Here is an 11,768-nt window from a genome sequence, read left to right as displayed (position 1 = left end):
GCGCGACGCCCACCGCCCCCGTCTCCGTGGCCGACACCCTGGCCCGCAACCCCGACCTGAGCACGCTCAATGGCCTGGTCATCCAGGCCGGCCTGGCCGACACCCTGCGCGGCCCCGGCCCCTTCACGGTGTTCGCGCCCACCAACGCGGCCTTCAAGGACGTGCCCGCCAAGACCCTGGACGCTCTCGCCCACGACCCGGCCAAGCTCAAGGCCGTGCTGACCTACCACGTGCTGCCGGGCAAGATCATGGCGGCCGACGTGAAGAACGGGGATGCCACGACCGTGCAGGGCGGCAAGGTCGGCCTGGGCCGCGCCGGCGAATTCGTGACCGTGGACGACGCCATGGTCCAGCAGGCCGACATCGTTGCCAGCAATGGCGTGGTCCACACGGTGGACCGCGTGCTGATGCCTGCACGCTGACCGGCTCGTGACCCCGCAGTCCCCCGCGCGCCGGCGCCTGCTGCTGGCGGCGCCCGCGCTGGCCGCGACCGGCTGGGCCGGCGCCCAGCCCGGCCGCCCGCCCGCCCGCACTCTCGTGGTCGGGCAGTTGTTCGACACCGCGCCGGCCCAGCAGGACGTGGCCAAGGACTTCCTGGTCGGCTCCCGCGCCGCCTGGCAGGAGATCAACGCCCGCGGCGGCCTGGGTGGCCATGCGGTGCAGCACCTGACGCTGGAGGTGGACAGCCGCCAGCCGGCCAGCCTCCAGGCGTCCGTGCGGACGCTGCGGGACCACCCCGGCTGCCTCGCGCTTTCCGGCACGGCCGGGGACTTCGCGGCCAGCCGCGTCGCCGCGCTGCTGCGCCAGGAGGGCATCGCGCTCGCCCATGCCGCGCCCTGGCTGCAGGCCGGCGACGACGAGCCCGACGACCAGACCTTCCCCATCTTCGCTTCGCGCCGCGAGCAGGTTGCCCACGCCTTCCGCTCGCTCAGCGTGATGAACGTGAGCGAGCTGGGCGTCGTGTACGCCTCGGAACTGGAATTCACCGCCTTCCAGGAGGACGTGACGCGCGCGGCCCGCGCGCTCGGGCTGCGCCTGCAGGTCTTCCGCGCCGGCGGCGAACTGCTCGCCCTGGGCCAGAAGATGGGCAACACCACGCCGGCGCTGCTGCTGTTCCTGGGTGGCACCCCCGAGCTGGCGCAGTTCAGCCAGGGGCTGGAGCGCCAGGCGCGCCAGCGCTACCTGATCGCCCTGGGCGACATCAACCTGCAGACCCTGCAGCAGATGGGCGGCGGCCGCAGCACGCCCGTGATCGCCACCCAGCCGGTGCCGGTGACCAGCGCCAGCCTGCCCGTGGTGCGTGCCTACCGCGAGGCGCTGTCCAGGTTCTTCGACGAGCCGCCGACCGCGCTCAGCCTGGCCGGCTACATCGCGGCCCGCTACACCTTCGAGGTCCTGCGCGAGCTGCGCGGCGAGCCCAGCCGCGCCCAGGCGCTGGCGGCGTTCCAGCAACGCGGCAGCCTGGACATCGGCGGCTTCCGTGTCGCCTTCGACGGGCGCCGCCGGGCCGGCGCCTACGTCACGCAGAGCATGCTCACGCCCGACGGCCGCGTCATCGGCTGATGCCCAAGTTGCGCCAGCGGGGGCGGTGCTATGCTGCCCTGCCCTCCCATCCTGCGCGCATGCAAAACGGTACCCTCCTGGCCGCGGTCGACCTCGGCTCCAACAGCTTCCGGCTGGAAATCGGCCGTCTCGAACTCGGGCAGATCCGCCGTACCGAGTACCTCAAGGAAACCGTGCGGCAGGGCGGCGGGCTGGACGAGGCGCGCAACCTCACCCCGGAGGCCCTGCAGCGCGGCTGGGACTGCCTGGCGCGCTTTGCCGAGCGGCTGGCGGGCTTTCGCAAGTCGCAGGTGCGGGCGGTGGCCACGCAGACGCTGCGCGAGGCGCGCAACCGCGACGTGTTCCTGCAGCGCGCGCACCAGATCCTGGGCTTTCCCATCGAGGTCATCTCCGGCCGCGAGGAAGCCCGGCTGATCTACCAGGGCGTGGCCCACCTGCTGCCGCAGTCGCAAGAGCGTCGCCTGGTGGTCGACATCGGCGGCCGTTCCACGGAGCTGATCCTGGGCCAGGGCTATGAAGCCCGCGTGATGGAGAGCTACCGGGTGGGCAGCGTGGCCTGGTCCATGCGCTATTTCCCCGAAGGCCAGTTCACGGCGGACGCCTTTTCGGCCGCGGAGATCGCCGCCAAGGCCGTGCTCGACGAGGCCCTGGGCGCCTACGACCCGGGGCTCTGGGACGTCGCCTATGGCTCCTCCGGCACCATAGGCGCGGTGGCCGACGTGTTGCAGGCCGCCGGGTGGGAAGGCCCAGGCATCAGCCGTGCCGGTCTGGACTGGCTGCACGAGCGCCTGCTGGCGGCCCGCAGCGCCGACCGGGTGCGCATGGACGGGCTCAAGGACGACCGGCGGCCCGTGATCGGCGGCGGCGTCAGCGTGCTGCGCGCCGTCTTCGACCTGCTCTCCATCGACCGCATGGAGGCGGCGGAAGGCGCGCTGCGCCATGGCGTGCTGTACGACCTGCTGGAGCGCGAGCAGGTGCAGACCGACGTGCGCGCCCGGTCCGTGCAGCGCCTGGCCACGCGCTTCGAGGCCGACGCGGCCCAGGCGCGCCGGGTGTCCGCCGTGGCGATCCATTTCCTGCGCCAGCTGCACCGCGCGGCCCCCGTGGACGAGTTGCCGCGGCTCGAGGGCACGCTCGACTGGGCGGCCCAGCTGCACGAGATCGGCAGCGCCATCTCGCACAGCGATGCCCACAAGCACGGCGCCTACATCCTGGACAACGCGGATGCGCCCGGCTTCGCCCAGCACGAGCTGCACCGGCTCAGCCTGCTGGTGCTGGGCCATCGCGGCAAGCTGCGCAAGCTGGAAGCCGATTTCGAGGACGAGACGCTGATCCGCCAGCTGCTGTGCCTGCGGCTGGCCGTGATCCTGTGCCATGCGCGCCGCGAGCCCGAACTGGCGGGCCTGCAGCTGTCCACCGGGACCGACCGCAGCTTCACGCTCAAGGTGCCCGCGGCCTGGGCGCGCGCATGGCCGCAGTCGGCGCACCTGCTGCGCGAAGAGACCGCCGCCTGGCAGCGCACGCCCTGGGTCTTCAGCCTGGCCTGAGCCCCGGCAGCACCGGCCGGCAGCCGGCCTTCAGACCGTGTCGGGCGACTGGACCGCCAGCACCACGGCCTGCGCCTGGCCGTCGCGCTCGCGGGTGCGCAACCACCACACGCTGCCCTTGCGCACCGCGCAGGCGCCGGGGGCGATGCGCAGCAGCCGGGCCACCACCTCCCCCAGCGTGGGCTGGTGGCCCACGACCAGCACCGGCTGCCGCGCATCCGGCCATTGCGCGGCGGCCAGCAGGGCGTCCGCGCCTGCATCGGGCGCCAGCTCCTCGCGCAGCTTGAACTTGCGCCCCAGGTGAATGACGGTCTCCTCGCAGCGCAGGGCGGGGCTGCAGAGGATGCGCGTGCCTTCGGGCAACTGCCGGTCCAGCCAGCCCGCGACCCGGGCGGCCTGCTTCTCGCCGCGCGGGGTGAGCGGGCGCCGGAGGTCGGGCACATCGGGGGACTCGTCCTGCGCTTCGGCATGCCGCCAGAGGATCAGGTCCATCTCAGCTCCTGGCCTGCCCGGTGGGGGCGGCATAGCGTGCCATCAGCGCACCCTGCGCACCGTGGGCATGGGGGTCGGCCGCGCTGCGCACGCGCCGGTAGCGGCCGTCGGGCTGCAGGTCCCAGGCGTCCCGGTGGTCGTGCAGGTAGGCCACCAGACACTCGTCGATGATGCGCTGGCGCAGGGCGGGCTCGTGCACGGGCCAGGCGATCTCGATGCGCCGCAGCATGTTGCGGTTCATCCAGTCGGCGCTGGACAGGTACAGCTGCTCCTCGCCGTCCAGCCGGAAATAGAAGACGCGTGAGTGCTCCAGGAAGCGGCCGATCACGGAGCGCACCCGGATGTTGTCCGTGAGGCCCGGCACGCCGGCCGGCAGCATGCAGGCGCCCCGGATGATGAGGTCGATCTTCACGCCGCGCTGGCCGGCCCGGGCCAGCGCCAGCATCAGGGCCTGGTCGGTCAACGCGTTCATCTTCAGCACGATCCGCGCCTCGCGGCCCTGCGCGGCGGCTTCGCCCAGCGCGTCCAGGCGCTCCAGCAGGCGCTTCTGCAACTGGAAGGGCGCGAGCAGCAGCTGGGACAGGCGCGGCAGGCGGCTGGCGCTGGCCAGGTGCACGAAGACGGCCTCCATGTCCGCCGTCAGTGCGGGATGGGCCGTGAGCAGGCTGATGTCGGTATACAGGCGGGCCGTGCGCGCGTTGTAGTTGCCCGTCGCCAGGTGGCCATAGCGCACCAGCGCCCGGCCCTCGCGCCGGGTCACCAGCAGCATCTTGGCATGCGTCTTGAGGCCCACCACGCCGTACACCACCTGCGCGCCCACGGCTTCGAGCTGCTCGGCCCAGTTGATGTTGGCCTCTTCGTCGAAGCGGGCCTTCAGCTCCACCACGGCGGTCACTTCCTTGCCGCGCCGCACGGCCTCGCGCAGCAGCTCGACCAGCACCGAGTCGGCGCCCGTGCGGTAGATGGTCTGCTTGATCGCCAGCACCTGCGGGTCGCGCACGGCCTCGCGCAGGAAGTCCAGCACGCCCTCGAAGCTCTCGAAGGGCTGGTGGATCAGCACCTCGCCGCGGCGCAGCTGCTCGAAGATCGATCGGCCGGGCACCAGCTGCACCGGGTAGCTGGGCTGGTGCGGCGGGAACAGCAGGCGCGGCAGGTCGACCAGGTCGATCATCTGCGCGAGACGCACCAGGTTGACCGGGCCGTGCACCCGGTAGAGCGAGAGCGCGGGCAGGCCGAACTGCTGCAGCAGGAAGGACGAGAGGAATTCCGAACAGCCCGCGGAGACCTCCAGGCGCACCGCCTGGCCGTAGTGGCGCTGTTGCAGGCCGAGGCGCAGCGCGGTGCGCAGGTCCTTCACGTCATCCTCGTCGACGGCCAGGTCGGAATGCCGGGTCACGCGGAACTGGGAGAACTGGCCCACCTCGCGGCCGGGGAAGAGCAGGTCCAGGTGGGCCCGGATCACGCTGGAGAGCGACACCAGCAGCTTCCTGCCGCCGCAGACCCGGGCCGGCATGGCGATCAGGCGCGGCAGCACGCGCGGCACCTTGACGATCGCGATCTCGTTCTCGCGGCCGAAGGCGTCCTTGCCGCCCAGCCGCACGATGAAGTTGAGGGACTTGTTGGCGACCTGCGGGAAGGGGTGCGCGGGGTCCAGCCCCACCGGGATCAGCAGCGGCCGCACCTCGCGCTCGAAATAGTCGCGCACCCAGGCCTTCTGCGCCGTGTTGCGCTCGCCGTGCGAGAGGATCTGCACGCCTTCCCGGGCGAAGGCGGGGATCAGTTCATCGTTGTAGAGCGCGTACTGGCGCTCCACCAGCGAGTGGGCGGCCTGCGACAGCGCGGCGAAGCTGTCCACGGTGTATTCGCCTTCGTGGTCGCCGTGCTGGGCCGCCGTGAGGTGGGGCGCGGCCCGCACCTCGAAGAACTCGTCCAGGTTGGAGGAGACGATGCACAGGAAGCGCAAGCGCTCCAGCAGCGGCACATCGGGCCGTTGCGCCCAGTCCAGCACGCGCTCGTTGAACGCCAGGATGCTGTGGTCCCGGTCCAGGAACGGGAAAGGCTGGGGCAACGGGGCGGCGGGCGGCGCAGGTGACATTCAGCAACGATATGACGGCTTCTTGACAGTGTGAACCGGCTCTGTGTCCTTATTTTGACAAGACGCAAGCGCGGCAGGGGCTTGCCCGCCACGGCCCGCGCGGCCGCCCGCGCTCAGGCGGCGGGAACCGTGGCGACTAGGCGCTCCGCGCAACGACGCGCTACGCCCGGGTCGCTGGCCTCGACCATCACCCGCAGCACAGGCTCCGTGCCGCTGGCGCGGATCAGCACCCGCCCCTGCCCCGCCAGCTCGGCCTGGACGCGCTCGGTCTCGGCAGCCAGGGCGGCATTGGCCTTCCAGTCCTGCCCGGGCGCCATGCGCACGTTCAGCAGCACCTGGGGGAACAGCGTCACCTCGGCCAGCAGCTGAGCCATGGTGCGGCCGCTGCGGGCGCAGGCCTGGAGCACCTGCAGCGCGCTGATGAGGCCGTCGCCCGTGGTGTGGCGGTCCAGCGCGAGCAGGTGGCCGGAGCCCTCTCCGCCCAGCAGCCAGCCGCGCTGCTCCAGTTCCTCCAGCACATAGCGGTCCCCCACCTTGGCCCGCACGCACTCGACCCCGCGCGCGCGCAGCGCCAGTTCGACGGCCATGTTGGTCATCAGCGTGCCCACCACGCCGGGCACCGCTTCCCCGCGGCCCAGCCGGTCCTGCGCCATGAGGTAGAGCAGTTCGTCCCCGTTGTAGAGGCGGCCCGCCGCATCCACCATCTGCAGCCGGTCGGCGTCGCCGTCCAGGGCGATGCCGTAGTCGGCGCCGTGGGCCTTCACCGCCTCGACCAGGGCCTCGGGATGGGTCGCGCCCACGCCGTCGTTGATGTTCAGGCCGTCCGGGGCGCAGCCTATGCACACGACTTCGGCGCCCAGTTCGTGGAACACCTTGGGGGCGATGTGGTAGGCGGCGCCGTGCGCCGCATCCACGACCACGGTCAGGCCCTTCAGGGTGAGGTCGTTGGCGAAGGTGCTCTTGCAGAACTCGATGTAGCGCCCCGCCGCGTCGTCCAGGCGGCGCGCCTTGCCCAGGGAGCGCGAATCGGCCCAGGCGGGCGGCTCGGCCAGCGTGGCCTCGACCTCGCGCTCCCAGGCGTCGGGCAGCTTGGTGCCCTGGGCGCTGAAGAACTTGATGCCGTTGTCCGGGTAGGGGTTGTGGCTGGCGCTGATGACCACGCCCAGGCTGGCGCGCTGCGCACGGGTCAGGTAGGCCACGCCCGGGGTGGGCAGCGGGCCCAGCAGCACCACGTCCACGCCGGCGGAGTTGAAGCCCGATTCCAGGGCGCTCTCCAGCATGTAGCCCGAGATCCGGGTGTCCTTGCCGATCAGCACCGTGGGGCGCTGCTCGTTCCTGCGCAGCACACGGCCCACGGCGTGCGCGAGCCGCAGCACGAAGTCGGGGGTGATGGGCGGCTGGCCCACGGTGCCGCGGATGCCGTCGGTGCCGAAATAGGTTCTGCTCATGTCTTTTCTCTTTCCTTGCCAGCGGGCCTCTGGGCCCGCACCGCGGCCAGCACCTTGAGGGCGGCCACTGTTTCCTTCACGTCGTGCACTCGCAGCACCTGGGCCCCGTGTTCGGCCGCCAGCAGCGCCGCGGCCACACTGGGCGCGAGGCGTTCGCCCACGGGCAGCCCGGTCACGCTGCCCAGAGAGGACTTGCGCGACCAGCCCACGAGCAGCGGGTAGCCCGGCGCCAGGAGTTCGTCCTGCCGCGCGAGCAGGTCGAAGTTCTGCGCCACGGTCTTGCCGAAGCCCACGCCCGGGTCCCAGCAGATGCGATCGCGCGCCACGCCGTGCGCCTCCAGCGCCTGGCTGGTGCTGCGCAGGAACTCGCGCACCGCGTGCACCGCGTCCCCGTCCATGGGCTGATGCTGCATGGTCTCGGGCTCGCCATGCATGTGCATGAGGCAGACGCCGCACGCGGGGTGGGCCGCCACGGCCTCCACCGCGCCCGGCTGGCGCAGGCCCCAGATGTCGTTGATGATGTCCACGCCCAGGTCCAGGGCCTCGCGCATCAGGGCGGGCTTGTAGGTGTCCAGCGAGATCGGCACCCCCATGCGCAGCGCCTCTCGCAGCACGGGCTGCACGCGCGCCCGCTCCTGCTCCAGGCTCACCGGCGGCGTGCCGGGGCGGCTGGATTCGCCACCGATGTCCAGGATGTCGGCGCCCTCGGCCAGCAGCTTCTCGCACTGGGCCAGCGCCGCGCCGGTGCTGATGTACCGGCCCCCGTCGGAGAAGGAATCCGGGGTAGTGTTCACGATCCCCATGACGAGCGGGCGGGCCACCAGGTCGAGGCGGAATCGGCTAGTCTGCCAGTGCATGGCACCGATTGTGCGTCAGCCGGCGGCAGAGCCAAGGGCATGGCGGCGCTTTCGGGCCATCCGCGGGACGCTACCCAGGCCATGACCCTCCCCACACTTCGTATCGCACGCCCCACCGACAGCATCGCCCGGCTGCTCCCGTTCTACCGGGACGGGCTGGGCCTGTCCGTGCTCGGCCAGTTCGAGGACCACGCCGGCTTCGACGGCATCATGCTCGGGCAACCGGGAGCGCCCTTCCACCTCGAGTTCACGCACCAGCGCAGCCATACGGTTGGCCGCGCCCCGACCCAGGACAACCTCCTCATCTGGTACCTGCCGCAACATGAAACCTGGCAGGCCGCCGTGGCGCGCATGCGCCGCCAGGGCTTCGAGCCCGTCCCCTCACGCAACCCCTACTGGGATGCCTCAGGCTGCACCTTCGAAGACCCCGATGGCTACCGCGTGGTCCTGCAGTGCGGCCAGTGGCCGCCGGCGGTCTCATGAGCTGTGCGGCCCATGAAAAAAGGCCCTGCACGCAGGGCCTTCTTCTTGGCAGTGGGGACCTCAGGCGGCCGTGGGGGCCGGATCGGCACCGACCGCGCTGCCACCGCTGCCGGAGGACGGCGGGGTGCGGGGCGTGAAGTCCTTGGGCGGACGGGGGTCCTTGCCGGCCATGATGTCGTCCAGTTGCTCGGTGTCTATGGTTTCCCACTCGAGCAGGGCCTTGGCCATGGCATGCATCTTGTCGCTGTGCTCCTCGATCAGGCGACGGGCCAGCCCGTACTGCTCGTCGATGATGCGGCGCACCTCCTGGTCGACCTTCTGCATGGTCTGCTCGGAGATGTTGGTGGTCTTGGTGACCGAGCGGCCCAGGAAGACCTCGCCCTCGTTCTCGGCGTAGACCATGGGGCCCAGGGCGTCGCTCATGCCGTAGCGCATGACCATGTCGCGGGCCAGGTGCGTGGCACGCTCGAAGTCGTTGCTCGCGCCGGTGGTCATCTGGTTCATGAACACCTCTTCCGCGATCCGGCCGCCGAACAGCATAGCGATCTGGTTGAGCATGTACTCGCGGTCGTAGCTGTAGCGGTCCTGGGCAGGCAGGCTCATCGTCACGCCCAGCGCACGGCCGCGCGGGATGATGGTGACCTTGTGCACCGGGTCGCACTTGGGCAGCAGCTTGCCGATCAGGGCGTGGCCGGACTCGTGGTAGGCCGTGTTGCGGCGCTCTTCCTCGGGCATGACCATGCTCTTGCGCTCGGGGCCCATCAGGATCTTGTCCTTGGCCTTTTCGAAGTCCTGCATCTCGACCACGCGCGCGTTGCGGCGGGCGGCCATGAGCGCAGCCTCGTTGCACAGGTTCGCGAGGTCGGCACCGGACATGCCGGGCGTGCCGCGGGCAATGATGCTGGCGTTGACGTCCTGGCCGATCGGCACCTTGCGCATGTGCACGTTGAGGATCTGCTCGCGGCCGCGGATGTCGGGCAGCGTCACGTAGACCTGGCGGTCGAAGCGGCCGGGACGCAGCAGGGCGGCGTCCAGGATGTCCGGGCGGTTGGTGGCAGCCACCACGATGACGCCCAGGTTGGTCTCGAAGCCGTCCATCTCGACCAGCATCTGGTTGAGGGTCTGCTCGCGCTCGTCGTTGCCACCGCCCAGGCCCGCGCCGCGCTGGCGGCCGACCGCGTCGATTTCATCGATGAAGATGATGCAGGGCGCGTTCTTCTTGGCGTTCTCGAACATGTCGCGCACGCGGGCCGCGCCCACGCCCACGAACATCTCGACGAAATCGGAGCCGGAGATGCTGAAGAAAGGCACCTTGGCCTCGCCGGCGATGCCCTTGGCGAGCAAGGTCTTGCCGGTGCCGGGCGGGCCGACCAGCAGCAGGCCGCGCGGGATGCGCCCACCCAGCTTCTGGAACTTCTGCGGGTCCTTCAGGAAGTCCACGACTTCCTTGACTTCTTCCTTGGCCTCGTCGCAGCCGGCCACGTCCGCGAAGGTGACCTGGTTGTTGTTCTCGTCCAGCATGCGGGCCTTGCTCTTGCCGAAGCTGAAGGCCCCGCCCTTGCCGCCGCCCTGCATCTGCCGCATGAAGTAGATCCATACGCCGATCAGGAGCAGCATGGGGCCCCAGCTGACCAGCAGGGTCATGAGCAGGGAGCCCTCTTCACGCGGCTTGACGTCGAACTTGACGCCGTTGTTGATCAGGTCGCCGACCAGGCCGCGATCGAGGTAGGTGGCGGTGGTGCGCACCTTGCGGTCATCGGTGGTGAACGCCACGATCTCGGTGCCGCCCTGGCCTTCCTGGATCACCGCGCTCTTGATCTGCTTGTTGCGGACCTGTTCGAGGAAATCGGAATAACCGACCATGGATGCGCCGGAGACGCCGCGTGTGTCGAACTGCTTGAACACAGTGAACAACACCAGCGCGATCACCAGCCACACCGCGATTTTCGAAAACCACTGATTATTCAACTCGATCTCCGGAGGGGGATGTCAATCCCCACTTGGTACCCATTCTAGGCGTTTCAACGGTTGGGATGATGCATTTTCGCTACGTCCGCCATAGGACGGGGACGACAGCGGAAAACCCCTCCTGCCTTGTCACCGGACGTGCTTGAGCCCAATGCCCACGAGGAAGGTTTCGGAGGAGCGGTCGCGCGAGGCCTTGGGCTTGAGAGGTTTCACGACCCGAAAGGTTTCCTTGAACATCTTGACAAGCTGGCTGTAGCCGCTGCCATGGAACAGCTTCACGACCAGGGCACCGTCGGGCTTGAGGTGGGCCTGCGCGAACTCGGCCGCCAGCTCGACCAAGTGCTGGATGCGCGCCGCGTCCGCCGATTCGATGCCCGAGAGGTTGGGCGCCATGTCCGAGACCACCAGGTCCACCGGCCGGCCGCCCACGGCTGCCGACACCTGGGCCAGCACCTCGGGCTCGCGGAAGTCGCCCTGGATGAAGTGCACGCCCTCGATGGGTTCCATGGGCAGGATGTCCATGCCGATGAGGGTGCCGTCCAGCTGCCCGGCCGACGCGCCGGCGGGCGCCAGCCGGCGCCTGAGGTACTGGCACCAGGCCCCGGGCGCACAGCCGAGGTCGACGATCAGCTGGCCGGGCTTGACCAGGCCCAGCGTCTCGTCGATCTCCTTGAGCTTGTAGGCGGCCCGTGCGCGGTAGCCGTCCTTCTGGGCCAGCTTTACGTACGGGTCGTTCATGTGGTCGTTGAGCCACGCCCGGTTGACCTTCTTGCTTTTGCTCTTCTTCATGAAGTTTTCCGGGCCCCTTTGCGCCCAACGATAATACTTTCCATGTCCCGAATCGAACTCTCCATCGCCGAGCGCAAGGCGCACCGCGCCGAAGCGCACCACCTGGACCCGGTGGTCATGATCGGCAACGACGGCCTGACGCCCTCGGTCAAGAAGGAGGTCGATGCCGCCCTCAAGGCCCACGGCCTCATCAAGATCCGCGTCCTGGGCGACGACCGCGCCACCCGCGAGGCCATCTATGGCCAGCTGGCCGACGAGCTGGGCGCAGCGCAGATCCAGCACATCGGCAAGCTGCTGGTGCTCTGGCGTCCCATCCCGCCCAAGGCCCGCACCGAGGACGAGGACCGCATGCCCGGCCCGCGCGACTTCAAGGTGCTGAAGTACAGCAAGCGCGGCGGCCAGCGCCCCGAGGTGCGCACCGTGCGCGTGCTGGGCAACCAGCGGCTGACCCCCGGCGGCCAGGTCAAGCGCTCCAAGCCCAAGCAGAAATCGGTCAAGAAGGGCCGGCTGGGCTGAGGCCCACCTG

Annotated in this window: 11 protein-coding genes; 5 read left to right on the top strand and 6 right to left on the bottom strand. The window is 70.1% G+C overall.

Features of this window, described 5'->3' with window-relative positions:
• From IM725_RS11950 to ppx, 3 genes are all read left to right on the top strand, one after another.
• Positions 1 to 422 (top strand): fasciclin domain-containing protein (locus tag IM725_RS11950; protein ID WP_193780826.1); only part of this gene is annotated, 422 nt, incomplete at its 5' end.
• Between the two features lie 7 nt (positions 423 to 429).
• Positions 430 to 1,563 carry an ABC transporter substrate-binding protein gene (locus IM725_RS11945; RefSeq protein ID WP_193780825.1) on the top strand — a complete coding sequence of 378 codons (1,134 nt, stop codon included), beginning with the start codon at positions 430 to 432 and terminating at the stop codon, positions 1,561 to 1,563.
• A gap of 59 nt (positions 1,564 to 1,622) precedes the next feature.
• Positions 1,623 to 3,110 carry an exopolyphosphatase gene (ppx, locus tag IM725_RS11940; protein WP_193780824.1) on the top strand — a complete coding sequence of 496 codons (1,488 nt, stop codon included), beginning with the start codon at positions 1,623 to 1,625 and terminating at the stop codon, positions 3,108 to 3,110.
• A gap of 30 nt (positions 3,111 to 3,140) precedes the next feature.
• Here the strand turns inward: ppx and sixA are convergent, their stop codons facing one another.
• The 4 genes from sixA to folP all read right to left on the bottom strand — a co-directional run bounded on the left by sixA (position 3,141) and on the right by folP (position 8,002).
• Complete coding sequence (gene sixA, locus IM725_RS11935; protein WP_193780823.1) at positions 3,141 to 3,602, bottom strand: phosphohistidine phosphatase SixA; 462 nt, start codon at positions 3,600 to 3,602, stop codon at positions 3,141 to 3,143.
• A gap of 1 nt (position 3,603) precedes the next feature.
• Complete coding sequence (gene ppk1, locus IM725_RS11930) at positions 3,604 to 5,697, bottom strand: polyphosphate kinase 1 (RefSeq protein ID WP_193780822.1); 2,094 nt, start codon at positions 5,695 to 5,697, stop codon at positions 3,604 to 3,606.
• 113 nt (positions 5,698 to 5,810) lie between these two features.
• A complete protein-coding gene (gene glmM / locus IM725_RS11925) occupies positions 5,811 to 7,145 on the bottom strand; it encodes a phosphoglucosamine mutase (protein ID WP_193780821.1) in 1,335 nt (444 codons plus the stop codon).
• Entirely contained in the window at positions 7,142 to 8,002 is an 861-nt protein-coding gene (folP, locus tag IM725_RS11920; RefSeq protein ID WP_193780820.1) for a dihydropteroate synthase, read from the bottom strand. The genes glmM and folP overlap by 4 nt, the downstream gene beginning before the upstream one ends.
• 81 nt (positions 8,003 to 8,083) lie before the next feature.
• On the opposite strand from folP, the gene IM725_RS11915 reads away from it, so the two are divergent.
• A complete protein-coding gene (locus IM725_RS11915; RefSeq protein ID WP_193780819.1) occupies positions 8,084 to 8,485 on the top strand; it encodes a VOC family protein in 402 nt (133 codons plus the stop codon).
• Positions 8,486 to 8,545: 60 nt separating this feature from the next.
• On the opposite strand, the gene ftsH is transcribed toward IM725_RS11915, so the two are convergent.
• Positions 8,546 to 10,453, bottom strand: a complete 1,908-nt coding sequence (ftsH, locus tag IM725_RS11910) for an ATP-dependent zinc metalloprotease FtsH (RefSeq protein ID WP_193780818.1) — start codon at positions 10,451 to 10,453, stop codon at positions 8,546 to 8,548.
• Between the two features lie 129 nt (positions 10,454 to 10,582).
• On the bottom strand, positions 10,583 to 11,242 hold the full coding sequence (locus IM725_RS11905; RefSeq protein ID WP_193780817.1) for an RlmE family RNA methyltransferase: 660 nt from the start codon (positions 11,240 to 11,242) through the stop codon (positions 10,583 to 10,585).
• Positions 11,243 to 11,284: 42 nt separating this feature from the next.
• Here IM725_RS11905 and IM725_RS11900 point away from each other — a divergent pair, with 42 nt between their 5' ends.
• On the top strand, positions 11,285 to 11,758 hold the full coding sequence (locus IM725_RS11900; RefSeq protein WP_193780816.1) for a YhbY family RNA-binding protein: 474 nt from the start codon (positions 11,285 to 11,287) through the stop codon (positions 11,756 to 11,758).
• The last annotated feature ends 10 nt before the right edge of the window (positions 11,759 to 11,768 follow it).

This window comes from Ramlibacter aquaticus (assembly GCF_015159745.1).
Lineage (GTDB): Bacteria > Pseudomonadota > Gammaproteobacteria > Burkholderiales > Burkholderiaceae_C > Ramlibacter > Ramlibacter aquaticus.
This window is presented reverse-complemented; position numbering and strand designations above follow the sequence as displayed.

Bases quoted from the DNA above. Each gene is read 5' to 3' on its own strand.
- IM725_RS11900 (WP_193780816.1), top strand. From the start codon at position 11,285: ATGTCCCGAATCGAACTCTCCATCGCCGAGCGCAAGGCGCACCGCGCC.
- IM725_RS11915 (WP_193780819.1), top strand. From the start codon at position 8,084: ATGACCCTCCCCACACTTCGTATCGCACGCCCCACCGACAGCATCGCC.
- ppk1 (WP_193780822.1), bottom strand. From the start codon at position 5,697: ATGTCACCTGCGCCGCCCGCCGCCCCGTTGCCCCAGCCTTTCCCGTTC.
- IM725_RS11905 (WP_193780817.1), bottom strand. From the start codon at position 11,242: ATGAAGAAGAGCAAAAGCAAGAAGGTCAACCGGGCGTGGCTCAACGAC.
- folP (WP_193780820.1), bottom strand. From the start codon at position 8,002: ATGCACTGGCAGACTAGCCGATTCCGCCTCGACCTGGTGGCCCGCCCG.
- glmM (WP_193780821.1), bottom strand. From the start codon at position 7,145: ATGAGCAGAACCTATTTCGGCACCGACGGCATCCGCGGCACCGTGGGC.
- sixA (WP_193780823.1), bottom strand. From the start codon at position 3,602: ATGGACCTGATCCTCTGGCGGCATGCCGAAGCGCAGGACGAGTCCCCC.
- ppx (WP_193780824.1), top strand. From the start codon at position 1,623: ATGCAAAACGGTACCCTCCTGGCCGCGGTCGACCTCGGCTCCAACAGC.